The sequence below is a fragment of the Flavobacterium hydrocarbonoxydans genome, from assembly GCF_009789235.1.
GTDB classification, from domain to species: domain Bacteria; phylum Bacteroidota; class Bacteroidia; order Flavobacteriales; family Flavobacteriaceae; genus Flavobacterium; species Flavobacterium hydrocarbonoxydans.
On the sequence record NZ_WSTB01000005.1, the window covers coordinates 254,818 to 279,169 of the forward strand.

Sequence of the window (24,352 nt, forward strand, 5' to 3'; positions counted from 1 at the left end):
TTTTAATAATTTTTATGTTCTTAAGTCATTAGCAAGTGCTGCAATGCCTTTTCTGATATCACCATCAAATTTCTTAGCATAACCCTGTACTTTTACTTTTTCGGTTTCTTCGGTTGTGTAGGCGTAGTATTCCTCAAGGGATACCTCTGTACGGTATACTTTAGACTGCATGCCTCCAAGGGAGATAAACACTTCTTTGTATTTCTTATCAGGATCATTGGCTTTGTTTACAGATAATACGAGTGCCTTTTCTTTTTCTGTAAGCCCAAGCAGTTCCTGAATCTGTTCGAACTTATTTTGATACTTACTCTGGTCCAGTAATATCTTGCAGTCACTGTTATTAATAATAGCCTGCTTGACGACCGGAGAGGATATAATATCTTCTACTTCCTGAGTGACAACTATGGCTTCTCCAAAGAATTTACGCACAGTCTTGAATAAATACCGAATATATTCGGCCATTCCTTCCTTGGCAATAGCTTTCCATGCTTCTTCTATCAGGATCATTTTACGCACTCCCTTAAGCTTGCGCATCTTACTGATAAAGACTTCCATGATTATGATGGTCACCACAGGAAAAAGTATCGGATGGTCTTTGATATTATCAAGTTCAAAAACAATAAAGCGTTCTTTTAACAGGTCCAGGTTCTCGGTAGCATTGAGCAGGTAATCAAATTCACCTCCCTTGTAGTAAGGGCGCAGTACATACAGAAAATTGTTTACATCAAAATCCTTTTCCTTTACCTTGTCACCTTCCAATATGGATACAAACTCATTTTTCAGAAATTCATAAAAGCTGTCAAAGCAGGGAAACAAATCAGAATTGCTGTCTAACTTTTCATAATACAATTGAAGTGCATTGGACAGTGCCACATATTCACTTCGATTGAACGTTTCATTGTCTTTTTTCCAAAGTGCCAATAAGAGTGTTTTAATACTTTCTTTTTTCTCGGTATCAAGCAAGTCGCCTTCGCTGATATAAAAGGGATTAAACCGAATAGGGTTCTTTTCATCATAAGTAAAGTAGTAGCCCTTTACCATATCACACAATCCTTTGTAGCTGTGCCCGACATCCACAAGTACAACATGGGTTCCTTGCTCATAATAGCTTCTGACCATATGGTTGGTAAAAAAGGATTTACCGCTTCCTGAAGGCCCCAGTATAAATTTGTTCCGATTGGTACAAATCCCCATCTTAACAGGTTCGTCACTAATATCAACATGGACCGGTTTTCCAGTCAAACGATCTCCTAATCGAATACCAGTCGGACTAAGGGAAGAACGATAGCCCGTTTCCAGATTCAGGAAGCACGTAGCTTGTTCTGTGAAGGTATCAAAGGTGTCGTTCATTGGGAAATCTGCGGAATTCCCGGGAATTCCTGCCCAGAAAATTTGCGAGGCTCCTACCGTTTCCTGTTTAGCCGAGGCATCCATCTGGGCCAGTGCTGAAGAAACTTTGTTTTTCAGGTCTTTGAGCTCTTCTTTATTATCGGTCCAGATCAGTACATTAAAATGAGCTTTTACTGGCAATCGCTGCTGGCCTATAGCCTCGTTAAGAAAATCATTGGTAGCATCTCTGGCAATCAGGTTCTCCCTGCTGTAGGCTGATAAGGATTGCAGGCGTAGTCTTTTGCTTTCGAGCTTTTGCAGTGTTTTCTGGAAATCTTCTATAAAAATGTATTGGTTGTATATATGGTTGCATGAAAGTAATTGTCCCAGAGTGGAAGCAAATCCGATGCTGAACTTGGTCTTATCAGTGGAATACCGGTCGTAGTTAATCCTCGAACCGCATAAGGCAGGAAGATCAGCTGCATCTCCCAATGTGTAAATCTGACAGTGTTTGTCACCAACCTGCAAACCGTCATCAAAAGCGATATCTTTAAAAACAAATGAGTTTTGTTTTTCAGACAGAAAACAATATTGCTCTATTATTCCGATCTTTCTACTGTGGCTTCTGAGCTCATCATTCCCAAGACGGGTAATTTTTACAAAACCACTGTCTTCCAATATGCGTCTGAATTGTCCTGTACTGTCTATAAAATCCTGGCGCAGTTGCGCTTTTAAAGTTTCTTCGGGAATAAGGGAGGGTCTTAGTAAATTCGAAAATAAGGAGCTTGATGTTTTTCTCCCTGCCGGTTTTTTGGTCAGGAATATGTAACAGGAATGATCCAGAAAAGGACGTTCATTAAAAAAACGATCACTGCTTCGGGTAAGAAAACTCGAATCTTCACTGGCGAAATCAGGCTCAAACTTGCTATCAATAAACCAGTCCTGTTTATGGAATACAGTAAACTTAGGCAGTAGTTTTATGGCTTTCAGCCAGGCTTGGTGGAATGCCTCATATTCCTGATCCGATAGGGTGAATATCTCAGGCAGCTCAGCTTTGAACACCACTGTAACATCCCCTTGTTTGGAAAGGATGCAGTCGTGCTGAACATCCATTATCGGTAAAATATCATCTATCATCTTTTCCATTTTCATCTTATTTACCATTTTATTGAAATTTCAAATGCTTTTCTGCATTTGAAATATTCTTCTGCTTTGTGCTTTCACTGAACCCGGAATCTGCCGTTTTGCCAAAGTTTTCATGAGTCCATACTCGCCGTATTTGTGACTCATCTTATATATCTTAAACACCCATAGCGTACCGGAAATTCCGATGACAGCTATACAGAGAAAAGAGGGCATTCCCGCTATGTACATAGCTGCAAAAAGAATCATCAGTAGTATAATGCCGCCGCCTAAATACCAGATGTATTGCGCTTTTAACCCTTTAAATTCTATACTTTGATTGATCCCTTTGTTGATTTGATATACGCTGTTTGACATCAGTTTTGCTTTTAAAATTGTTTGAGATCTATCCTGATTTCTGTAAGCTTCCGCTTTTCTGAAGTTTATTTAGATAGTCGGTTATTTTTGGGATCAGCGTATTTTTGAAGTTAGGATCTGTGTTACTTCCTGCTGTAAAATTATTTGTTTCAAATAATTCACTACAGGCGCCCATAATGTTCAATACTTCATAAGTGAGCGTACCCGAACGGGCAAAATCAACGTAGGTGCCCTCGAATTCTTCAAAGAGCAGCGAGCTCAGGTATGTAAATCGGGAGGGCTTTAGCTCAGTCGTAAGTAAATTAAGGCATATTTCTTCGATGATCTCCCTGGGTGTACACTCTGAAAGCATCTCGTCTGCCAGGACAAGAACGCTTTTTACTTTGTCCTCGAGATATTCCGAGACTCCATATTTATCCTGCAGCTTATACATCAGTTCAGGATTGTTATGAATGATGTACTCCCACAATTTTTCTTTGAGTATGTTTTCCATGATGATGGACTTTAAATTCCAAAGAAAGATTGGATAACGGTTGCTACAACAACCAGAAACACACAGCTGCCAAACCACGCGGCAGCAACTTTTCCGGTATCCGGGTCCCCGGCGTTCCATTTTTGATATACTTTTACCGCGCCGATCAGGCCCAGAATTGCCCCAACGGCATACATAAGTTCGGTTCCCGCATCGAAATAGCTTCTGACTTTCTCATTAGCCTCATTGATCCCGGCAAGTCCGTCCTGGGCATAACTGCTGTAGTTGACCGCCAGCAGTAAAAAGTGCAAGGCAATAATGACAATTTTTTGTTTCGTTGATTTTCTAAAATTCCAGCTCCATTTTTTCATAACGCATTATTTTAAAGTTCAAATAATCAGATAAAAAACGGAGGAGCTGCCGCTGTCACAATTCCATTTCCATTGTCACATAAGCCATACCGCACAGGAATGGACAGGGGGATTTCCTCCGTAATATTTTTGCAGAATTTTCTAACCCCATAAAGCTTCAGCTTCTGGTTGGGTTAAGATGAAATATTCGAGTTTGTTACATTCTAGGACTATCAGCTCACTTACTGAAGAGCTAAAAGAGGAATCTCTAATTAAGGGATAGTCCTGAAGGACTGATTTTAGCCTATAGGCAAATTCCTGTTTGGCAAGTTTTGTTTTGGCCGCATCGGCAATAACAGTTTTCAAGTGATCAATTAAAGCATCGACCTGTGTAAATGTGGTATCAAATTCTTCTGAAGAGGAATCTGTTGCCGTAGTTTTTGGTAAATACGGTGTATTTAATTGTGATTCGAACTCCTGATAATTTTCTTTCTGGAATCCATGAAATTTTAGTTTTCTTTTCCCGGCAGCGATTTCTTTAAGGTCATTAAAGTAAAATCGTACTCCAACAAATAGGTACCAGCTCGCTGTTAAAAGAACAATCACAACTATGTAATTGTTCCATGAAATGTTTGTAAACATACGCTCTTCATTTTATCGTTCGACATTAGTTCTCATCATCCTTTTTGATTAATTTTTCAATATGGATGTTCATCATTACAGGGCAAAGGAACGATAGTCACCATGGCGGTACAAGTCCAGCTTTTTGTTGTACCCCTGCTGGACTCCGCTGGACCCGCTGTAAAACCTGGAGAAAAAAAATGAAAAATTTTTTAAAAAAAAGTAAAAGCCTCCGGAGGGGAGGCTGATTTATAATTAGGTAAAATGTTTTTAAAATTCATTAGAACTATAATAACATCTACTTAATATTCTTTTATTTTTTTAATCATTCTCTCCAGTGTATCAATTGCTATTTCCTTATCCCGGTCCTCTGCCACATAAGCTTTGCTTCGCATCGAGTCATAGGAAAGGAAATCCTTATTAGGGGTCGATAAATAGGGAACGATTGTCTTGAAGAGTTGATTCATCGATTTTGAAATTAAGATGTCCAGCTCACCCGATGCCCTGAGAATCAGCGCTGTTTGGTCAGTTGACAATCGGCAGAGAACCTTCTCAATTTTCTTTTCTGCTATCGTGGGTGCAGGCTGTTTTTGAGCTGTAGAGGTAGAGGATGTTGAGGTGCTTAGCTGCTGTTTTTTTTCTTGAAAGATGATTTCCTGTTCAAACCAGTCTCGCAGTATTTTCTTTAGGTTTTGACAATTAGGATACAAAGCCACGCCCTCAATAGTGCTGATTTGATTGAATTCCTTGAAGTAAAATAGCAGGCATTCCATCCTATCGTACATGTGTTCAAACGCATCAATTTTTCTTGAAATGGTCTGCGTGAAATAGTTGATAAAAATCTTGCTGTTAAAATTCATATAAATCAATAATTCTTCGAGGCTCGTATTAGCTGCGTCTTTACTGTAACTGCGGGTTAAAGATTCTAATTCCTTTATCAATAGTTTTTGGTAAAGGATTTCCCGAAAAGTGATTTTCTTTTTCTTTTTTGGACTGGCAAAAAAGTACAATGAATTAAAGACAATATCAACCAGTTCCCTCTCCTGAGTTTCAAAAAAAGGACTGCTTCCGAGTTTGTCAAGCCTTTGCTTCTGCTTTTTATTGGATGTGGTCAGGTAGGATACAGGGATTCTTGAATCCAAACTTAAAAAACGGTTAAACCTGGACTCTATAAAAGTCAGTAGTTCGTCAAGTGATGACAGTAAAGTCGTGACAACTTCCCGTACTTCATCCCGCTGTAGATGCATAGTGGAGTTTATGGCGATAAGCTGTTCCCATAGGTTAATTAGGGCTGAATGGTAATTTTTCACAAGCACCTTAATATGCTTTTCCCGGTTAAGGGAGAAAACCTGAATGGTAAGCTGGGTCTGGATTAATTGTGTTTCCTCTATCGCTTTATTAATTATTGCTTTGCACTGAAGGGATGTCAATTGATTAACATCATTTTTTTTCGGGTTTAGATTTAAAGTAACAACCGAATCCAGCCACTCTAAAAGATAGGTTTGAGTCATGTCTTTAATTTTTTAGTAAATACAGCTCTATTTCTGAATTCAGGTGACCTTAAATCAATTCCTTCAAAGCATTTTTAACAGTTAATTTTGTGCAACTTTAACGAACATTTAATCTTATACGATATTCGGAGGGCGACATTGAAGTATGTCTTTTAAAAAAAGTACTGAAAAAAGAGGTATTGGCAAATTGAAGTTCTTCTGAAATGTATAAAATGGTTAAATCATTATTTTGAAGCAATATTTTGGCTTCCAGAATTATGGCATTCTCTATACATTGTTTGGCAGTGATCTCCGTAACTTGTTTTACAATTTTGGTAAGGTGGCCTGCAGAAACATGCAGAGAATCGGCATAAAATTTTACACTGTGCTGTTTTCTGCAATTGAGTTCCAATAGCCGGAAAAAATGAACTACCAATTTTTCAGTACTGGAATGTTTGACATGGCTGTACCACGATGATATATAATAAGCTCTGGCAAGTTCGTACAGGAAAAGATTAAAACTTAAAAGTAATGTTTCCTTTTTATAGAGATGCTTGTCGGAGCTTCTCACTTTGCTGTGAACCAATTTGAGTAAATCGATTAGAGGCATTATATCTTTGTTCTTAAGAAAAATTTTGGAAACATATTGTGAAATGAAATATTCAAAATAGCCCACATGCGGCCATCTTATGCTGTTCTCCAAAGCGAACTCTGAGGTAAAGGAAAGCAGGCAGATCTGCAACTGATGGCTCATGATCAGAATTTCACAATTGGACCTCTTAGGTATGACGATCACCTCATTTATAAATAAATGGATTTTTCTGTTGTTAATTTGTATGCATAGGGCTCCTGAGTTTATAATTAGGACTGTAAACCGGTCCATTATAAGTAATTCCTTAAAAGCAATTCTCGAGCTGAATGTTTTAAAGATATAGACCTGGATGCCTGAAGGGTTATATTTTGATTTGCGTGATGCCAAAATAGATGCTTTATGATTTTAATTTGTAAGTACGGTAGGGAAAAGTGTTTGTTTCCTGTATCTAGCCTGCTGTTTAATCTTTAAATAATCGGGCCATGAGTATGACGCAGACAAAAAATAAATTAGACATGCCATTTACAAAAAAGAGGAACGCTAATTTGCGGGAAGAATCACCTCGTATCCCTGTGTCTGTCAGATTGCCTGATATTTCATCATAGACTAAAAAATCTATGATGAAATAAAGGCAGATAAGATTGAAAAGGATCAAAAAAACACAGTATGTGTATTGCAGTTTTTTTTCAGCCAGCTCAGTTATATACATGGCTACTGCGTTTGTAGGTTTTGAATCATAATGCCTGCAACAGTGGATCTTTTAACTGCGGTTGAGGAATTGGCAACAGCACCCTGCACAGCTCCAACGCGATTTCCAACAGAGGTTTCCCAATCTTTATCCTTGCGTTCCTTAGTATAGTATATGGCATATCTTGTAATGGAAGAGGTGGTAAGGATAATCCTTTTTTCCTCATTGCTAAACTCAGCATTGGACAGAACAGAAGCCTCAAATGAAATAATGGACTGATGAATAACGCTATAATCATCATCCTGCCATAAAAGCATAGAGGCCATAAAACCGGAAAGGCAGTCTTTTGCAGTACTTGTCATTGGAGAATTGGCAATCGCCTGTTCTAATGCTGTTTGGGGACTATCAATAATCTCCTGTATGTCACCATAGATTACAGGGGAGCTTGTTCCTAAATTTAACAGATCATTATTCAAAGCTGAAATAGAATCAACTTTCTGGCTGACTTGTGCAATTGTGCTGCAGGTATGGTATCCTGTCAGGTAGGCGTCCAGGATGTCATTGTGTATTTTGCCGGCTATATCATAAGGGTTGGCCGTGTTTTCGGGATTGAGTCCGGTAAGCATTTTTCCTGCGTTACTGGACTTCTCTTTAAAAATTTTGCTCTCTGGAATTTCAGTGTTTTCAATATTCTCATCGGTACAGGAAATTAATAGCGATGTAAAAATTACTAATGTTGATAAAAGATTTTTCATGATAAGTTTGTTAAATGTAAAGACTGATTTTCGCAGTCAGTTCATTTCACCCGGGTTAGCAGAACTTTAATTGAGCACCTTGCCCAATATTTTTGCTTTTGAATTCATGACAAATCTATAGGCAGAAATCCAGCCCCGCAAAACATTGTGTGTGGATTTCCGGTAATTGGTATATGGATTTTCCGAAAATCCACACATGTTTTTTTTGTGTCAAATGCCTTAATTATCAAGATATTGCGTTATATTTGAGGCTCTTTTTTTGTATCCGTTACATTATCCTTATCGAATTGCGTTTTTTTCCTGTAAAACTGTATTTTGTGTTTAAGTAGTGCCCTAATTTTAATTAAGCTTATGATCAAAAAGTATCTCTTATTAGTTTTTCTTTGTTTTGGAGTTCAATTTTACCCCCGTGATTTGCATCCGAAGATTTCCGATACGCTGCAGTCGAAGAGTTATGATTATCTTTTTGAACGCATTGAAGCCGCGGCTGAGGATAAATTCAAACAAGCTTATTATCTAAGGTACTTTCTGAGTAAAGCAAATAGTGAGGGGAATTCCGAGGAAATCATAAACGGGTATAAAAATTATCTGCACTACGCGCCGGATAAATTAAAACTCATATATGCTGACAGTATGATTTATGCTGCCAGACGGTCGAAAGATAATGCTCTTATTGGCTCAGCGTATCTTTCCAAAGGAATTGTTTACTATGGACAGAAAAAACATAAATATGCTCTTGATAATTATCTCATAGCTGATAATTATATTTCTAAAACCGGTGACAAATACCTCATATTTAAGGTCAAGTATAACATTGGAAATATAAAATACTATCTCGGATTTTATGACGAGGCAATTTCTCTTTTTATGGAGTGCCGGGATTTTTTCAAAGAAAAAAATGGAAGGGCATACCTTAATTCGCTGCATTTGCTTGGCTTATGCTATAATAAGATTGGCAACTTCGGTCTATGCTCTGAAATAAACAGCAAGGGTCTTGAGGAGGGAAGAAGACTCGAAAATAATGAAATGAGAGATTACTTTATTCATTCAGAGGGAATCAATGAGTATTTTAAAAATAATTATGGAACAGCTATCCAAAAAATTAACCAATCACTTCCAAGCTTAAATAAAAATAAGGATTTTGGAAACATATCCGTTGGATACTTTTACATTGGTAAAAGTTATTGGGCACTTGGAAAACCCGAAATGGCATTGGCCTATTTTATGAAAGTAGACCGGATTTTTGATGATAAACAGTACATACGTCCAGACCTCAGGGAGAATTATGAACTTATAATAAAATATTATAAGTCTAAAAAGGACCTGTCCAAACAGCTTTTTTATATCGAAAAACTGCTTAAAGCAGACAGTGTACTGGATAACAATTTTAGATATCTTTCAAATAGGGTTCGCAAAGTATATGATACCAATATACTGGTAAAAGAGAAAAAAGAGATTGAAGACTCATTTAATAGAAGGAAACATAATGACCTTATTTTTACGGCTATAACTGTACTCTTATTTTTAATTGTACTGTTCATGGCGTACAGGCATATCAGAAATAAAAAAATCTACAGACAGAATTTTGAAGAGGCAATGAAGCAAAACGGTTATGCCCCGAAGGTGGAAGCCCGAAATGGCCATAATGGAATTGATGATATTCATAAAGATACGGTTGCAGGTATACTAAAGCAGCTTGAGAAATTTGAAAGAAATCAAAAATTTCTTGAAAAAGATCTGACTTCAATAAAACTTGCCGCAGTATTCAAATCCAACCCTAAATATTTGTCAAAGATAATTTATCATTTCAGGGGCAAAAAGTTTACAAACTATATAGCAGATCTGAAGATAGATTATATAATCTCCATATTGAAAGAGGATCCCAAAGTGAGGAAGTATTCCAACAGGGCATTGGCAGAGGAGGCTGGTTTTAGCAGCACGCAAAGATTTGCACAGGCATTTTTTGCAAAAGCGGGATGCCCAACTTCTTATTTTATTAAAGAACTCAATAAGATATCGGAGTAAAATATATTTTTGAAAAATAATTCAACAAACCATTACGATCCTATTTATTCAGCAATAGCTTTTTTTTCTTGGGAAATTAGTGTGTATAACAAGCAAAATTATATTTTTGCTCCCTTAACTTAAATAATAGTATCATGAAAGATTTAGTAGCAAAAATAAACGCCGAAATCGAAACATTTAAAACAGAATCTGAGTCTTTAATTGAAAAAGGTGTTAAGGCAGCAGGTGCAAGAGCCCGCAAGTCAACACTGGAAATTGAAAAATTGTTGAAAGAGTTTAGAAAAGTTTCTATTGAGGAGTCTAAGAAATAATTTTTAGCAGTCTTACTTACTTTAAAAGAAGGGAATGGGGTTTTTAAACCCCATTTTTTTATGTCTATCTTTTGTGCTGATTCTACGGGTTGATTTTTAAATTATTTTTTAAGCCGACAATAGCATTTTTTTTGGAAGCACAATTATTACGTTTTTCATTAGGCAGCCTCTCCCGCTTTGCACTGCAATCTTTTATGCCGGACCCCGGCAGAAAAGGATTTCCGCTTCAATCGGGGCTGGAGAATAACATTTTGTTTTTGAGTAAATACAACTAACTAAATTTTATTTTTACGCCAAATTTATCTTCTAACTTGTCTACTTTTTCTATAACATAGCTCGTACAAAAGCCAAATGATTTTCCTTCAATTATGCCTCATTTTTGAAAACTTCTTTTGAATCCAGTGATAATTTCACCTCCACAACATGAACAACATTTCGCATAGGAGAGCACAGAATTTTTGAACATTCCATCTGCCAGATCAAGGCCATCCTAAATTAAGCCAAATGTTTAAATTGCTTGTAGATGTTGTTAACTGTTGCTTATTTATTTTCCCATTGTCCAAAGTACTTTATCAATTATTCTATTTTTACAAATCAACTTCAAGTCTTTTAAATCATTAAATTCGGTGTGTATTATATTAGTTAGAGAATTAGTATAATTTAAAGAATTTTCAAAAATTAATTCATTTTCATTTCCAAAACCAGTGAGTTTATTTTTGTATACGGAGTATTTATTTTCTTTTTGATTTAAAGTTTTTCTTGCCAAACTATCCATCGGTATTATTTCCCAAGGATTATTTAGAAATAATATTTTTGAAGCCATTGAGGCCATTACTTTTTTATTCGTCACAGTTTCGGCTAATTTTTCTGCAAATAAATCTACATTGTTAGACTCACTACTTTTAATCCATAAACTGGTTTCATATAACAATTTATTTACAGTCCCTTTTGGGAAGTTTCTAACAACTCTATATTCAATTAAAAAAGAATAAAAACTTCCTGGGTTTTTTTGAATGTATTCTTCTGGAGATATCTTTCCGGCTTTAAATTTTTGAAACTGATTAATATAAATTAAATCAGTTCTGTAATACGTTAGAAAATTTCCAATAGCTTCAATTTGTTTTATAGTCATTTTAATTTAATACTGATTTATATGCTTTTTTTAAGTGAGTTATGGCTAACGTTTCGCCACTTTGCGTCTGTTGCGAGCTTCGGAACTGCGTATTTTCTGTTAAAATATAACTTCTTTGGAAAGATAAACGTCCGGCTTACACAAATTTCGCAATAGAGCAAAACGGGTGTTGTGCGTAGTTATGTTATGCGTTTTTTGATGTTTTTAATCCACGTCATATCTTCTATGTCATTAAAAAAAGGTTGTTTGGATATTTCTATATATTTTTTTGCAAATAGTATTTTATTGTAACCTTCATTTCCATTAAAAAAGTCTTTGATACTTTTCTTTTCACTAGTTTTCAAATCTAAAAATTCACTTGAGTTTTTAGCATTTTCTACAAGTTTGTTTTCAAGTAATATTTTTTTAATTATTTGATCATCTTCAGAAAATTCCATTAAGGTTTGATAATATAAAATTGTGTTTAAACAATCTTCGACTTCTGTCGGTGGATTTGTCAAATTATTATTCACATCAATTAGCACCGTACCTTCTTCTTTATTTATTAATCTTTCGAAAAATAAATTTTTATTTGTTTCATATGGAACTTCAACTTTCTCGTTGTCGGTATCAATTAAGCAGAAAACTTTTCCTTTAATAGTATAATCTGGGTCCTTTATTGGAGATAAAAGATACATATAAATTTTGCGAACCTCTTTATAACTTCCCATAGGAAGAATTCTTAAATTATTATTTTTAACTTCAGCTTTAAAAATTTCTTCAAAGTAAATTTTTTCTGATAATCCTTCACAAATAATCCAATTATAATTATTCTCTTGTAATAGTGAAAAGACAATTGATTGAACTAAATCATTGTAACTTTTTATGTTATAATCAATAGGTAATTGTCCTTTAATTTTTTTCCTTGATTGAGTAATTGTTTCGCGATAATTATATAAGTTGAAATAATCTACTGTAATTTCATTTTTACTATTCTTTCTAATTGATGTAGCACTTCCGTTTGTAACAACAGGAAGATAGCCGTACCAATGAGTTGAAATTATTATTTGATGATTTTGTTTACTAATTCCAATTAGTTTTTCAAATTGTCCGTAACAACTTGATATGTGTAATGATGCCTCAGGTTCATCAATTGCTAGAATTATATTACTATCTCTATCACTATTTTTTAGTAAAAACGAATAGGCAACATCAATTAATGCTTTCCTCTTTTCACCTGAACTTAATTCACTTACTGGAATTCTTTTTGTATCGTTTTCTGATTTTTTGTTAAGTACTTTTATCGAAAAATATGCTTCAATAATTTTCGAAACTAAATCTGGCATTGTTAAACTATTTTTGAAATGCCCTTTATATTCATATATTTCCAGAACTCCTTCAATGTCTTTTACAAATGTATCTAAATCTTTATTAATTTGTTTTAGCGTTGCTGGTTTGATTGCTTTTTCAATCTCTGATTGAATATTTCTATCCATCAGTTTTTGCATATCTTGAGTTTCTAACTTCGTGTAAGTGTAAACATCGGTTTCTACAGGAATATATATGTATGAATAATGAGAAATAATATAGTCATAAAAGCCTTTAAAATATTTTTGTAATTCGTCTTCTTCGTGCTGAATTAGTGGATTTTCATTAATAAAATCTAAATAGTTATGATAAGAGCCAAAATAAATTCCGCTTTCATTGAACTTTTTGCCAATAAGAATAAGCAAGTATTCCTGATTATCATAAACTGCTTTTAATTCTTCTCTATGATTATAAAATTCATCAAGTGATTTTGATTTTGTTTTTATTCTTGTGTTCCATAAAAAATTTGAAAGTTTTACTGCTTTCTCAAAGTTTTCTAAATCCTCTTTTTTACTTTTTTTTAAAACGTCCTTTTTTTAATAAAAAAGATTAGTAGAAAGCAAAAATAAGCAAAACGGTTAAAACCGTTTATATACAATGCTTTATAAAACAGTAGTCTTAGTTTGGAACTCGGTGTCTGATAGGTTTTGGTCTTAAAAATACAAAGATAGGTTACTAATTCGTTACCGATTAGCAAAGGTAATTAAAGGTGTAACAGATTATATTTCAGTGTTTTGCCCTATTTTTCATATTCCCTTGTAACTCAATACAATTTAATTTTAAACATTAAACATTTGAGTTATGGAGCAGACAAAAAAATCTACGTTCAAATTACTTTTCTACCTGAAAAAGAACGAGCCGAAAAAGAACGGTAATGCCCCGATTATGGCACGTATTACTATTGATGGAACACCTAAGACTTTAGGAACAAAGTTAGAAATCAACCCAAATAATTGGGATTTAAAGTATGGAAGAGTTGAAGGCAAGAGTGCAAAAGCACTAGGTATTAACCAAAAATTGGATAATATACGGGCACGTATTGATACCCTTTATGAAGATATGCTGAAACACGAGGGTTTTGTAACGGCACAAAAGCTGAAACTTGCATTTCTCGGTGTTGGTATTATGGAAGATTCCTTGCTGAAAGTCTTTAAGAAGAACAATGACGATTTTGGGAAAATGGTAGTACAAGGAGAACGCTCCGAAAGTACCTACTACAAATACAAAATTGTCTATAACCACGTTACTGAATTTATCAAAAGCAGGTATCATCGTGATGACATGGCGTTCAGGGAATTGACGTGTGATTTTATCAGAGAGTTTGATTTCTTCCTTAGAATAGACAAAAAGTGCACACACAATACTGTTTGGGTATATACTATGCCACTCTATCGTGTTGCGGAAATAGCTGTCAAAAACGGTCTTATCAGGAAAAATCCTTTTGAAGATTATGAAATAGCGATGAAGGAAAATGACCGTAGCTATTTACTCAAGGAAAACGTTGAGTCCCTGTTATTACACAATCCTTCAAAACAAAATTATGAAATTGTAAAGGATCTTTTTGTATTCAGCTGTTTTACAGGACTATCTTATATAGATATTAAACAACTTAAAAGTACTAACATACAATCCTTTTTTGATGGTCACGATTGGATTATAAGCCGAAGACAAAAATCTGATGTTGCCTCTAATGTTAGGCTTATGGAAATACCCAAACGTATTATTGAAAAATATAAAGGTACTACCCGAAATGATTTTATTTTTCCTGTTCCAACTAATAAAATTTGTAATAGCCATATAGACAAACTTGTTCAAGAATTAGAGATTGTTACAGAACAAAAAGTAACCTTTCACACCGCAAGGCACACATTTGGAACAATGTTTTTAACAGAGGGTGTACCCCTTGAAAGCCTTAGCAAAATGATGGGACATAAAAACATTTCTACCACTCAAATCTATGCCAAGATTACCAGTCAGAAAATTAGCAAGGATATGGATTTGGTATCGCATAAATTTGCAGGAATGGAAGCCGCATTTTCTGAAATGGAGAAAGAGGTTATCATTTAGAATTTATATACACACAGAGCGAAGCAGGATTATGTCCTGCTTTTTTTATGCCCATACTTAATCCTCAAAAGCACATTTATTCCTCCAGCACCCATCCCATGCAATAAAAGAGCTTTGGCAGGATGACTTAATAAACCATACTGAAAAACTATCCAATCTTATCCCTCAACAAATATTTTCAGTACCGTTTACGTGGCCTCCAAAGCCACAATACTTTGAGATACTAAAATAAATTCTGCTAAATGTAATTGCAGGTTTTGTAATCATAAGGCCATTTCCTCAATGCCTTTTTCAAGTGCTTCCACATGATTTTTTATTCAAGAACCGATATGCTTTTTTGTTCCATTTCAAGAGCAAAGGTATTTCCGTGTTCTTAACGCAGAAACAAGGTCGTGCCTTCCTGGTTTGCAAAAAAAATCTCCACCCATTCGGGTCGTATTTTTTTGACAAAACCTTGTTCCTGCTAAACACTAACCTTTTTATGCTCGTGAAACGAAACAAAGCATACTCCGGCTCTTTAGACGAATAAAAAAAATGTCAGAAATGAAAAAATACAGCATTGGAAATGGCAAAAGAGTGAAACGAAACTTCAGCACCTCCTCTCATTGCCGAATAAATCAAGGGAAAAATCAGAACAAAATTAATAACGCAAAAAAGTAGAAATCATGAACATTACAGGAAGACTGACAAGAGATGCGGAAGTACGCACAACGTCACAGGACAAACAAGTAGTAAATTTTTCAGTAGCGACCAACGACAGCTACCGTAACAAACAAGGTGAGCGTGTAGAGCAAACAACCTATTTTGATTGCTCCTATTGGATAACCCCAAATGTAGCCAAGCTACTTACAAAAGGCACTTTGGTAGAACTATCGGGAAGAGTAAGTACAAGAGCGTGGACAGGCAATGACGGAGAGCCAAGAGCAGGACTGAATTTCCATACCTCACAAATCAAACTGCACGGCGGTGGCAAAAAAACGGAAACGGTACAAGCCACCACAGGCACAAACAATAATAAGACAGAAGACGACCTACCATTTTAACAACGAGTATTCAATCATTTTTTAACATCAAAATTTTAAGCATTATGGCACATAATATCAATTTCAACGAGAGAACAGGACGTTATTCATTTTTTAGCGTTCAGCAAAAAGCGTGGCACGGTTTGGGGCAAATCGTAGAACAGTACCCGACAAGCGAAGAAGCTATCAAGCACGCAGGGTTAGATTACGAAGTCGTAAAATCCCCACTATTTACAAAAGGTTCGGGCATTATCGAAACGGCTAACGGTATTGAGATAGGCAGTAGTGAATTGGAAGTACCTAACTATTTTGCTAACATACGCACCGATAACAATGCAGTATTGGGAGTAGTCGGAAAGGATTACCACATAGTACAAAATCGTGAAGCCTTTAATTTCTTTGATGCAATTGTAGGTGGTGGCGAGGGTATTCTCTATGAAACCGCAGGAGCATTAGGAAACGGAGAACGTATTTTCATCACAGCCAAATTGCCTGACTACATCCGTGTCGGTAATGGCGATGATGTTACGGAAAAGTACATCTTCCTAACCACTTCGCACGATGGTAGCGGAAGTATCACAGCCGCATTTACTCCTATCCGTATAGTTTGCCAAAACACCTTAAACGCTTCGTTACGCAGTATGACCAATGTGGTTCGTATCAAACATACTTCGGGAGCAAAACAACGTATAGAAAATGCCCACAAGATTATGGGACTTGCCAACACATTGAGCAACCAATTAGAGGGAATTTTCAATGAGTGGGCAAAAGTGAAGGTAACAGACCAAGAGGTTAAAAAGCTAATCCAATTGGCACTTTGCCCGAATAAGGAAACCTTTGATTTGCTAAAAAAGGGTGCTATGGATGAAATTTCCACCGTGTTCAAAAATACCGTTGAGGACGCATTTGCATACGCAATGATAAGCGATACACAGCAAATGGACACAACAAAAGGCACTTTGTTCGGAGCGTATAACGCTGTTACAGGCTACTATCAGAACGTGAGAAATTACAAGAATGACGAAGCCAAATTACAAAGCATTGTATTGGGTGGTACTGCTCAACTCAAATCACAGAAAGCATTTGACTTGTGTAATGGTTTTGCTTTAGATGGTGCAGAAATCCTAAACCTTAATTAAATAACAACAGGCTACCGCCTTAATCGGTGGTAGCCTACAAAATTTCATAACAATGAATACAAATTTTTTCAACCAGATACAGCAGTTGGACTTTACAGGAGTATTACAACTGAACATTTCAAAAGGAATAGAAAGCAACCTAATCGTAACAGTATTGCTTAACAACGAACAATGCGGAGATAGTGCCAAAAACGGTATTCCCCCATTGACATTTAACGCCACGCCCCAAGAGTTTGACGAGGGATTTTTTGAACAGATTACCAAACCTATACAAAAAATATCAGGCTTAATGGTGGATATGGAAAAATTCTTAAAGCAATTGGAAGAAGTTAAAAAACAATCGGCAATCGAGAAAGAAAAAGCCGAAAAGGAGAAAAAGGAAAAAGAAGCCAAAGACAAGAAATTTAAAGATGCTATAGTAAAGGCTGACGAGTTGGAGAAAGAGGGTAAGTTCCGTGAAGCGTGGATGAAAGTACCCGATATAACGGAGTTTCCCGAAAAAGCGGACGAGATACGCAAACGCAAAACATCATTATCCGACAAGTTTGCCACACCGAGCCTTTTCGGAACAATGGAAGAAGCACCACATGAATCGCCAGAGGAAGCAGTTACTGCCGATTATCCTATTGATGAAGCGGACGAAGAAGAATAAAAGTGTTAACCCCAAAATCAGAAAGTTATGTTATTAGCAACGCAATTAGAGCGAGTTTTCATACTCAAAGATAAAGGACAGGACATCAGACTGACCGACCCCGAACCACGTTGGAGCGTGGAAGCCGTAATGAATTTTTACGCCAATATGTACCCGATTTTGACAACCGCAAAAGTATCAGCACCACAAATAAAAGATGATGCAGTCGAGTACAAATTTGAGAGCGTAATGGGTACGAAAGGTTAAACCAAAATTTTAAAACGATGAATTATGCAACGCAACATCATATCGGGAACTATCAGCATACCCGAACAGAAACGACAACGGCAATTGCACCGACAGTTGGGCGAGTTTGCCAATTGGATGCAAAGACCAAAGGATGCAAACCAAGTGCAGAAAGACAAGCAGAAGTCCGTACCGATAGCAATGCTACCAATGGTATTTTAAAGTGTACGTTTCTGCCAAAACTGAAAACAGCAAAATCCGTACAGGCTTGTCAGAAAACGGAGAGGGATTTTCACAAGTCCCTTTCCAAACTTGCCGAGCATCACAGCATTGAGCCAATGCAGACCCAAGATTTTGAGTTTCCATACAATATAGTATTGTCTATGTGGGATATGGAAACCAAAGTAAAACGTACCAATATCAATTGGGAAGGTTTTAAATTGATACAGGATAGCAAGAAAACCTACTTTACAAGTGAGGAACGGTACAACACAGGTACAACCTTGTATTACATTCCAGTTGTGCCACTCTTTCAAATACTCAAAGACCAGAAGCGTAAAAAGACCGCACAGCTTTTACTATCAGTATGCAGTTATCTGTACCACATTGCCCAAATTCCCTATTACAGACAAGAAGAAAGTTATTTGTATTGGCTTTACGAAATGATGAACGATTGGGTTGAACAGGACGAGGAAACGGCAGAAACCGAAACCAACAAACGTGAGTTGAGAAATGCCGAATACATTGGCGATAAGGTGGAACAGAAGTTATTCAACCTCATCAATCTAAAGGTATTTGAAAAGCGTTTGAACCGATTTAAAAGTGTTGATACGTTCGATAGCGAATGTTGGAAAATTGCTCGCAATGCGTTTGCCCTTTATACTGAATATCCAAGCGAAAATATTTTCAGAAACGCAACATTGCCCGAAAAAGACCCTTATGATAATGACGAGAATGAAATAATCGGAATGGAAAAGTACATTTCATTTATTGCAGATACTAAAGGCTGGTTATACGAAAGTCTTTCAGATACAATCAACAATGAATTTAACGAGTACGGAGCAATGGAAGAGCCAACTATTTCCAAGCAATTTGACGGAAGCGAAATACCAACAGCCAACCTCGATTTTGAGAACCGTTTGTTTGATTTATTAAATGATTTGAGTGGATTATTATACGAATACAAAACGATAGAAAAATGAACACAACAACAGATATAACAGACCATTTCGGAACATTGTACCACCCAAAATCTGCTTTGGTTTTCTACGAAGCCAAAGGAACAGATACCGATATGTACGTGGAGCATTTTGATATGGATAGCAATGGAACGCCTATAAATGCCCACCCACTGACAGTAAAAGAAGCTAACATTTTGGCAAAGGCTTTACAGACGGATGAAGAAAAAAACACAGCCTTTTTAAAGCCAAAGGGAATTTTGCCTACCAACATTCTGCATATTAATTCGAGCGAAAAAGGTACGGTGCTATGGTACACCAAAACACAGCAAAGGCAGATATATTTTGTGGATAGTTTGGGCATACCCAACGGAAAGGCACAAGTACCGCCAATGCTTTGGTTAGCGAGCAAAAGCAGTCTTACGGTATTTGCTTTGGCAAGCGACAGAAGACCTACCGAGAAAACGCCATTGCATTACGTCCCATTTTTCAATATCTACGAAAAAGGCAACGTATGTATGGGTACTGTTAGTATTGACATTAAAAATTCGGCTTCGGTTGAGGAATTTATACAGGCTTGGGAACATTATTTTTTCAATTCCTATTTCAGCCATTCATTATGCGAAAACTTGACGAAAAAAAACATTGTAAACCTTTGGAAAGACCTTATCAACACAGACAAACCCTTTCCTAAAGAAGTATTAAAAAAGAACAACAAAACCCTTAAAAATCTATTGTGATGAATACAGCAAAAACAGCAATCCATTTTACGGACAATTATCTGCTCAATCCGACAAACCCGATTTCGGTAAACCTTATCGGAGCAGGTGGCACAGGCTCAAAAGTATTGACCGCTTTAATGGAAATAAACGAAAGTTTGATAGCATTAGGACACGCAGGGTTGCAAGTCCGCCTTTGGGATGATGATGTTATCACGAGTGCTAATTTAGGCAGACAGCGTTTTGCAGAAAGTGAAACAGGATTATACAAATCCGTTGCCTTGATCAATCGTTGCAACCGTTGGGCGGGTACAAATTGGAAAGCCGAAACGATAAAATTTGAAAAGGACAAGTTTGGGAGAATGCCCGAAAAAGCAAGGGCAATCATTACCATTACTTGTGTGGATAATGTACAGGCGAGGTTTGGCGTTGCTGAAATTCTGAAAGAACTAAGTTACCGCAGACACTATCAAGATGAGCCGAAATATTGGTTAGACTTTGGCAACAGCCAGCATACAGGACAAGTGCTACTATCTACTATCGGAGAGATAAAGCAACCCAATTCCGAGAAATACCAAACGGTGGCAAGCCTGCCATTTGTTACCGATGAATTTGGCGAATTGCTGAAGCAATCCGAACAAGAAGACAACACGCCAAGTTGCTCCCTTGCCGAAGCATTGGAATACCAGGACTTGTTTATCAATTCCTCATTGACACAAATGGGTTGTTCCTTATTGTGGAACTTATTCCGCAGAGGAATGACCGAATACAAGGGATTTTTTCATAATCTGAAAGATTTCCGTACCCACCCGATAAAAGTCGCCTGACCCGAAAAATCGGGCGGGCAAAAATGCAATTCCTCACTTTGGTCGGAAACGCATTTTTGCATTTAGAATAGGTGCAACCCCCTTGTCAAAATGCACCACTACACAATTCCCTTTCCTTACATTTTACCAAACAGGTTGCGAGTTTCTGCTTGGGATATTTAGTATCCCATTTGTTGTATTTAGCACTGAGTTCTTTTCTTTTCACACAGCGACCAAAGAAAAGATTCTGTGTTATTATCCAAATCTTTTTATAAATAACTTGCAGAAGTTTAAACTTTAATAATAGTATTAAAAAAAGCTAACTACAGATAATTATATTGAGTAATTTAGTAATAAAAATAATTTGAAAAAATCCGTAACCATAAAAAGTAAAATTGAATCTGCAGAGCTTATAAAAGTTTCACCTTTCAGAAAGGAAATTCGCAAGACCATACCACATAAGCACAACAGCTATTTTGAAATTATATATCTGTCACAGGGAAGTGGTACACATACTATTGATTATACAGAATTCCCTATAATACCACCAACAGTATTTTTTGTCCGAAAAGAACAGGTACATCATTGGGATATTGATTCAGTACCTGAAGGTTATGTATTGCTTCTAAAAAAAGGATTTGTTGATAAATCGCTGGATAGTGAGCTGAAAAGAATTTTGTCTCAGGTAAGTGCATTGAGCTGCCTTCGTCTGGAGCATAATAATGCCATATCTAAATTATTTCAGTTACTTATTGATGAGAAAGATTTCAGTGTGATAGAAGGAGTATTAAAGGCATTACTGGCAAAAATCATCAGTATTCCTGCATCTTTTCCAGTCAATAAGCATAAAACCAACAATACTATCTTATTATTTAGGGAGCTCCTCAATCAGACAGATGATTTAAAAAATAATGTTGCTCACTATGCCGGGCAATTGAACACGACGCCCCAAAATTTAAATGCTATCTGTAGAAAAGAGCTCAATCAGCCAGCGGCAGATGTTATAGCAGAATACATGATTAGTGAGTCAAAAAGATTATTACTGTATACCGATAATACTGTTTCAGAAGTGGCGTATACTTTAAACTTTAATGACACTTCTCACTTTATAAAATATTTCAAGCGCCATACAGGTTCTACACCGCAGGTATTTCGCAGTCTTTAAGAGCTACCATATTATTTTCAAATATACCGTCATTATACAATTCATTGTATGAAGTTTGTAAGACAAACTAAAAATAGGATATCATGAGGTATTTTTTAATTCTGCTATCGTTAACGCTCTTTGCTGCCTGTAACCAAAAAACAGAAACAGTACAAGGCAAATGGATAAAAGGTACCGAACAGGAGAAACTGGAAATCATAGAAAATCAGTTTAGAGGCTTTGATAACACAATGGTAGAAACTGGCTATCGCTACCAGGAATTGTTTTGGGCGGGACAGGATGAAAATTGGGAATATGCGGATTATCAATTAGAGAAAATACAAAAAGCAATCGAAAACGGATTGGAGCGAAGACCTAAACGTACGAAATCGGCAAAACATTTTCTGGATGTAACTCTTCCAGAAATGGGAAAAGCTCTTGCAAAAAGAGACACCGCTGTGTTCAACAAGAATTTTAAAGTGCTTACCAATAGCTGCGTAAGTTGTCACGCAATGGAAAGAGTTCCATTTTTTACTGTAAAAACTCCAACAGAAAGACAATCACCAATAAGAAGATAATGATAGAGTCTATAAAACAATTAGATATAGATATCCTGCTTTGGCTAAATGGCAACCATAGTAAGTTTTGGGATAATGTAATGTGGTTTGCCAGTGAAAAATACACATGGCTCCCTTTTTATGGATTTCTGTTATTACTGTTGATATGGAAATATCGAAAAGATGCGATTTTTATGATATTGCTGATAGTTTTACTAATTACTATAAGTGATCAGGTAGCTTCAGGAATATTCAAACCAATATTTGAAAGATTACGACCGAGCCACAACCCTGATTTAATAAATAAGCTTCACATTGTTAATAATTACAGAGGTGGAAAGTTTGGTTTCATATCATCCCATGCAGCCAATGTGTTTTCGTTGGCATTCTACCTGACGCTGGTAGCTAGGGACAAATTGAAATGGCTGCCTTTTGTTCTTATCCCTTGGGCAGTATTTGTCAGTCTAAGCAGGGTTTATCTTGGAGTGCATTATCCAGCTGATATTGTTGTTCCTGCCGTTCTGAGTATTCCTATTGCTTTGCTTGTGGCCCGAATTTACAATTTGTATAATCCAATTATAATAAAAAAATTCGCTTAATATGCTCAAAAGAATCATTAATACCGACAACTCAAAAACCACAATTATAGTCCGCTTAATTGTTGGTGCCGTTTTCTTTTCCGAAGGAGTTCAAAAATTTTTATTTCCAGCCATTCGTGGTGCTGGCCGCTTTGAAAAAATCGGTTTTCCATCACCTGATTTTTTGGGAAGTTTTGTTGGTTTTTTCGAAATCCTATGTGGAGTTTTACTTTTAGTGGGTCTGCTGACTCGTTTAGCCAGTATTCCGTTAATCATAATAATGCTTGTCGCTTTCGCAACTACCAAAGCTGAAGTATTGGCAAATGAGGGCTTCTGGGAGCTTCTTCATGGAAGCCGTACTGATTGGGCAATGCTTCTAGGAAGTATATTTCTCTTAGTTAAAGGAGGAGGTAATTGGTCTCTTGATAAAATCTTAATGAGGAATGGGGCGTGATATTCGTATAAAAGAAATTGCCCAACTCTTTCTCAAACTGGGACTCATAGGTTTTGGAGGCCCTGCAGCACATATTGCAATGATGCAGCAGGAAGTTGTTGCCAAAAGAAAATGGATGAGCGAACAGCATTTCTTAGATTTATTGGGAGCTACCAATCTTATTCCCGGTCCCAATAGTACTGAAATGGCGATACACATTGGCTACGACAAAGGGGGCTGGAAAGGACTGCTGGTTGCAGGTATGTGCTTTATTTTTCCAGCGGTTTTCATTACTGGTATTTTTGCATGGCTGTACAAACAATACGGACAGTTGCCCGAAATACAGCCGTTTATTTACGGTATCAAACCAGCCATTATAGCCATCATTATCGGGGCAATTTTTCCATTAGCCAAAAAATCGATTAAGTCAATTTTATTAGCATTTATAGGTATCGCTGTATTGGTCTTGTCTTTATTCGGAATCGGGGAAATGTATTTAATGTTTGGTGCAGGACTGTTTGCATTGGGTTTGTTTTATATTCAAGATCAAAAAAATATTACGTTGCAAAGTTTTGTTCCCGTCCTTTTTTTTCAAATTGCAAACAATCAATTACTTTCAGAAACAAACACCAGATTATTTTGGATGTTTTTAAAAATTGGTGCTATTCTCTACGGAAGCGGTTATGTGTTATTCGCATTTTTAGATACGGAATTGGTAGCAAACGGCTTACTTACCCGACAGCAATTGATGGATGCTATTGCAGTTGGCCAATTTACACCAGGTCCTGTTTTTTCATCAGTTACATTTATAGGTTATCAAATCAATGGATTATCAGGGGCTGTTATCTCAACGATTGCTATTTTTCTTCCATCGTTTGTATTGGTAGCATTGCTTAACCCTCTGATGAAAAAAATGAGAAATTCTAAGGGGTTGTCAGCTTCCCTGGATGCTGTAAATATAGCATCTGTTGCCATTATTATTGCTGTTTGTTTTACAATGGGTAAAGAAACCATAACCGATTGGAAGACAATCAGCATAGCACTGATTAGTGCAATTATCGTTTTTAAATTCAAAATAATCAACAGTGCATTCATTGTCTTGGGCGGAGCACTGCTTGGCTATCTCTTATATCAATTTTAATCTTATAACGATGTATTGAATACCTTGCTTTCATAGGTATAAAAAGGCAATAGTATCTATTGGTAATAGCAAATAAACT

The 24,352-nt window shown here is 36.4% G+C and carries 24 protein-coding genes and 1 pseudogene; 15 read left to right on the top strand and 10 right to left on the bottom strand.

From position 1 onward, the window contains the following. Positions 1-12: 12 nt before the first annotated feature. The 8 genes from GON26_RS11215 to GON26_RS11250 all read right to left on the bottom strand — a co-directional run bounded on the left by GON26_RS11215 (position 13) and on the right by GON26_RS11250 (position 7,668). Positions 13-2,493 carry a TraG family conjugative transposon ATPase gene (locus tag GON26_RS11215; protein WP_449404279.1) on the bottom strand — a complete coding sequence of 827 codons (2,481 nt, stop codon included), beginning with the start codon at positions 2,491-2,493 and terminating at the stop codon, positions 13-15. Positions 2,494-2,505: 12 nt separating this feature from the next. Further along, a complete protein-coding gene (locus tag GON26_RS11220) occupies positions 2,506-2,829 on the bottom strand; it encodes a DUF4133 domain-containing protein (protein ID WP_160374902.1) in 324 nt (107 codons plus the stop codon). Positions 2,830-2,857: 28 nt separating this feature from the next. Continuing rightward, positions 2,858-3,322, bottom strand: coding sequence for a hypothetical protein (locus GON26_RS11225; RefSeq protein ID WP_160374903.1), 465 nt, complete (start codon positions 3,320-3,322; stop codon positions 2,858-2,860). Positions 3,323-3,333: 11 nt separating this feature from the next. Then, the gene (locus GON26_RS11230) at positions 3,334-3,672 is read right to left on the bottom strand and encodes a DUF4134 domain-containing protein (protein ID WP_160374904.1); all 339 of its coding nucleotides are present in this window, start codon (positions 3,670-3,672) and stop codon (positions 3,334-3,336) included. A 141-nt stretch (positions 3,673-3,813) separates the two neighbouring features. Continuing rightward, on the bottom strand, positions 3,814-4,293 hold the full coding sequence (locus GON26_RS11235; protein ID WP_160374905.1) for a hypothetical protein: 480 nt from the start codon (positions 4,291-4,293) through the stop codon (positions 3,814-3,816). A gap of 281 nt (positions 4,294-4,574) precedes the next feature. Then, positions 4,575-5,783, bottom strand: a complete 1,209-nt coding sequence (locus GON26_RS11240; protein WP_160374906.1) for a hypothetical protein — start codon at positions 5,781-5,783, stop codon at positions 4,575-4,577. Positions 5,784-5,880: 97 nt separating this feature from the next. Further along, a complete protein-coding gene (locus GON26_RS11245; RefSeq protein ID WP_160374907.1) occupies positions 5,881-6,372 on the bottom strand; it encodes a helix-turn-helix domain-containing protein in 492 nt (163 codons plus the stop codon). Between the two features lie 693 nt (positions 6,373-7,065). Further along, entirely contained in the window at positions 7,066-7,668 is a 603-nt protein-coding gene (locus tag GON26_RS11250) for a hypothetical protein (protein WP_160374908.1), read from the bottom strand. Between the two features lie 480 nt (positions 7,669-8,148). On the opposite strand from GON26_RS11250, the gene GON26_RS11255 reads away from it, so the two are divergent. Beyond that, on the top strand, positions 8,149-9,822 hold the full coding sequence (locus GON26_RS11255) for an AraC family transcriptional regulator (RefSeq protein ID WP_160374909.1): 1,674 nt from the start codon (positions 8,149-8,151) through the stop codon (positions 9,820-9,822). A 134-nt stretch (positions 9,823-9,956) separates the two neighbouring features. Next, the gene (locus GON26_RS11260) at positions 9,957-10,133 is read left to right on the top strand and encodes a histone H1 (RefSeq protein WP_133525787.1); all 177 of its coding nucleotides are present in this window, start codon (positions 9,957-9,959) and stop codon (positions 10,131-10,133) included. Between the two features lie 544 nt (positions 10,134-10,677). Here GON26_RS11260 and GON26_RS11265 read toward each other — a convergent pair. Together GON26_RS11265 and GON26_RS11270 are read right to left on the bottom strand one after the other, a co-directional pair. Beyond that, complete coding sequence (locus GON26_RS11265) at positions 10,678-11,265, bottom strand: hypothetical protein (protein WP_160374910.1); 588 nt, start codon at positions 11,263-11,265, stop codon at positions 10,678-10,680. A gap of 179 nt (positions 11,266-11,444) precedes the next feature. After that, positions 11,445-13,106 (bottom strand): annotated as a pseudogene (locus tag GON26_RS11270) (ATP-dependent nuclease); the annotation flags it as partial. 307 nt (positions 13,107-13,413) lie between these two features. Between GON26_RS11270 and GON26_RS11275 the strand changes: the two are divergent. The 13 genes from GON26_RS11275 to chrA all read left to right on the top strand — a co-directional run bounded on the left by GON26_RS11275 (position 13,414) and on the right by chrA (position 24,273). Next, complete coding sequence (locus tag GON26_RS11275; RefSeq protein WP_078704261.1) at positions 13,414-14,679, top strand: site-specific integrase; 1,266 nt, start codon at positions 13,414-13,416, stop codon at positions 14,677-14,679. A 665-nt stretch (positions 14,680-15,344) separates the two neighbouring features. Continuing rightward, positions 15,345-15,722 (top strand): single-stranded DNA-binding protein, encoded by a 378-nt coding sequence (locus tag GON26_RS11280; RefSeq protein ID WP_113264893.1) that lies wholly within the window; start codon positions 15,345-15,347, stop codon positions 15,720-15,722. Between the two features lie 44 nt (positions 15,723-15,766). Then, positions 15,767-16,840: a DUF932 domain-containing protein gene (locus GON26_RS11285; protein WP_113264894.1), complete on the top strand. Its 1,074-nt coding sequence runs from the start codon at positions 15,767-15,769 to the stop codon at positions 16,838-16,840. A 52-nt stretch (positions 16,841-16,892) separates the two neighbouring features. Beyond that, positions 16,893-17,492: a PRTRC system protein E gene (locus GON26_RS11290; protein ID WP_078704255.1), complete on the top strand. Its 600-nt coding sequence runs from the start codon at positions 16,893-16,895 to the stop codon at positions 17,490-17,492. A gap of 27 nt (positions 17,493-17,519) precedes the next feature. Further along, the gene (locus GON26_RS11295) at positions 17,520-17,738 is read left to right on the top strand and encodes a PRTRC system protein C (protein ID WP_037438461.1); all 219 of its coding nucleotides are present in this window, start codon (positions 17,520-17,522) and stop codon (positions 17,736-17,738) included. Between the two features lie 17 nt (positions 17,739-17,755). Continuing rightward, positions 17,756-18,919: a hypothetical protein gene (locus GON26_RS11300; RefSeq protein WP_113264896.1), complete on the top strand. Its 1,164-nt coding sequence runs from the start codon at positions 17,756-17,758 to the stop codon at positions 18,917-18,919. Beyond that, positions 18,916-19,635 carry a PRTRC system protein B gene (locus GON26_RS11305; RefSeq protein ID WP_160374911.1) on the top strand — a complete coding sequence of 240 codons (720 nt, stop codon included), beginning with the start codon at positions 18,916-18,918 and terminating at the stop codon, positions 19,633-19,635. The genes GON26_RS11300 and GON26_RS11305 overlap by 4 nt, the downstream gene beginning before the upstream one ends. Further along, positions 19,635-20,441, top strand: a complete 807-nt coding sequence (locus GON26_RS11310; RefSeq protein ID WP_113264898.1) for a PRTRC system ThiF family protein — start codon at positions 19,635-19,637, stop codon at positions 20,439-20,441. The genes GON26_RS11305 and GON26_RS11310 overlap by 1 nt, the downstream gene beginning before the upstream one ends. 343 nt (positions 20,442-20,784) lie before the next feature. After that, entirely contained in the window at positions 20,785-21,585 is an 801-nt protein-coding gene (locus GON26_RS11315) for a helix-turn-helix domain-containing protein (RefSeq protein ID WP_160374912.1), read from the top strand. Between the two features lie 83 nt (positions 21,586-21,668). Continuing rightward, positions 21,669-22,142 (top strand): hypothetical protein, encoded by a 474-nt coding sequence (locus GON26_RS11320; protein ID WP_160374913.1) that lies wholly within the window; start codon positions 21,669-21,671, stop codon positions 22,140-22,142. Further along, entirely contained in the window at positions 22,142-22,720 is a 579-nt protein-coding gene (locus GON26_RS11325; RefSeq protein WP_230407926.1) for a phosphatase PAP2 family protein, read from the top strand. Before GON26_RS11320 ends, GON26_RS11325 begins: the two co-directional genes overlap by 1 nt. A 1-nt stretch (position 22,721) precedes the next feature. Further along, positions 22,722-23,153, top strand: a complete 432-nt coding sequence (locus tag GON26_RS11330) for a DoxX family protein (protein ID WP_160374914.1) — start codon at positions 22,722-22,724, stop codon at positions 23,151-23,153. Then, positions 23,143-24,273: a chromate efflux transporter gene (chrA, locus tag GON26_RS11335; protein WP_160374915.1), complete on the top strand. Its 1,131-nt coding sequence runs from the start codon at positions 23,143-23,145 to the stop codon at positions 24,271-24,273. Before GON26_RS11330 ends, chrA begins: the two co-directional genes overlap by 11 nt. Positions 24,274-24,352: the final 79 nt, after the last annotated feature.

What these genes read in the sequence shown, in the direction of transcription:
- GON26_RS11215 (WP_449404279.1), bottom strand. Translation starts at nt 2,493, where the DNA reads ATGGTAAATAAGATGAAAATGGAAAAGATGATAGATGATATTTTACCG.
- GON26_RS11220 (WP_160374902.1), bottom strand. Translation starts at nt 2,829, where the DNA reads ATGTCAAACAGCGTATATCAAATCAACAAAGGGATCAATCAAAGTATA.
- GON26_RS11225 (WP_160374903.1), bottom strand. Translation starts at nt 3,322, where the DNA reads ATGGAAAACATACTCAAAGAAAAATTGTGGGAGTACATCATTCATAAC.
- GON26_RS11230 (WP_160374904.1), bottom strand. Translation starts at nt 3,672, where the DNA reads ATGAAAAAATGGAGCTGGAATTTTAGAAAATCAACGAAACAAAAAATT.
- GON26_RS11235 (WP_160374905.1), bottom strand. Translation starts at nt 4,293, where the DNA reads ATGTTTACAAACATTTCATGGAACAATTACATAGTTGTGATTGTTCTT.
- GON26_RS11240 (WP_160374906.1), bottom strand. Translation starts at nt 5,783, where the DNA reads ATGACTCAAACCTATCTTTTAGAGTGGCTGGATTCGGTTGTTACTTTA.
- GON26_RS11245 (WP_160374907.1), bottom strand. Translation starts at nt 6,372, where the DNA reads ATGCCTCTAATCGATTTACTCAAATTGGTTCACAGCAAAGTGAGAAGC.
- GON26_RS11250 (WP_160374908.1), bottom strand. Translation starts at nt 7,668, where the DNA reads ATGCTTACCGGACTCAATCCCGAAAACACGGCCAACCCTTATGATATA.
- GON26_RS11255 (WP_160374909.1), top strand. Translation starts at nt 8,149, where the DNA reads ATGATCAAAAAGTATCTCTTATTAGTTTTTCTTTGTTTTGGAGTTCAA.
- GON26_RS11260 (WP_133525787.1), top strand. Translation starts at nt 9,957, where the DNA reads ATGAAAGATTTAGTAGCAAAAATAAACGCCGAAATCGAAACATTTAAA.
- GON26_RS11265 (WP_160374910.1), bottom strand. Translation starts at nt 11,265, where the DNA reads ATGACTATAAAACAAATTGAAGCTATTGGAAATTTTCTAACGTATTAC.
- GON26_RS11275 (WP_078704261.1), top strand. Translation starts at nt 13,414, where the DNA reads ATGGAGCAGACAAAAAAATCTACGTTCAAATTACTTTTCTACCTGAAA.
- GON26_RS11280 (WP_113264893.1), top strand. Translation starts at nt 15,345, where the DNA reads ATGAACATTACAGGAAGACTGACAAGAGATGCGGAAGTACGCACAACG.
- GON26_RS11285 (WP_113264894.1), top strand. Translation starts at nt 15,767, where the DNA reads ATGGCACATAATATCAATTTCAACGAGAGAACAGGACGTTATTCATTT.
- GON26_RS11290 (WP_078704255.1), top strand. Translation starts at nt 16,893, where the DNA reads ATGAATACAAATTTTTTCAACCAGATACAGCAGTTGGACTTTACAGGA.
- GON26_RS11295 (WP_037438461.1), top strand. Translation starts at nt 17,520, where the DNA reads ATGTTATTAGCAACGCAATTAGAGCGAGTTTTCATACTCAAAGATAAA.
- GON26_RS11300 (WP_113264896.1), top strand. Translation starts at nt 17,756, where the DNA reads ATGAATTATGCAACGCAACATCATATCGGGAACTATCAGCATACCCGA.
- GON26_RS11305 (WP_160374911.1), top strand. Translation starts at nt 18,916, where the DNA reads ATGAACACAACAACAGATATAACAGACCATTTCGGAACATTGTACCAC.
- GON26_RS11310 (WP_113264898.1), top strand. Translation starts at nt 19,635, where the DNA reads ATGAATACAGCAAAAACAGCAATCCATTTTACGGACAATTATCTGCTC.
- GON26_RS11320 (WP_160374913.1), top strand. Translation starts at nt 21,669, where the DNA reads ATGAGGTATTTTTTAATTCTGCTATCGTTAACGCTCTTTGCTGCCTGT.
- GON26_RS11325 (WP_230407926.1), top strand. Translation starts at nt 22,142, where the DNA reads ATGATAGAGTCTATAAAACAATTAGATATAGATATCCTGCTTTGGCTA.
- GON26_RS11330 (WP_160374914.1), top strand. Translation starts at nt 22,722, where the DNA reads ATGCTCAAAAGAATCATTAATACCGACAACTCAAAAACCACAATTATA.
- chrA (WP_160374915.1), top strand. Translation starts at nt 23,143, where the DNA reads ATGGGGCGTGATATTCGTATAAAAGAAATTGCCCAACTCTTTCTCAAA.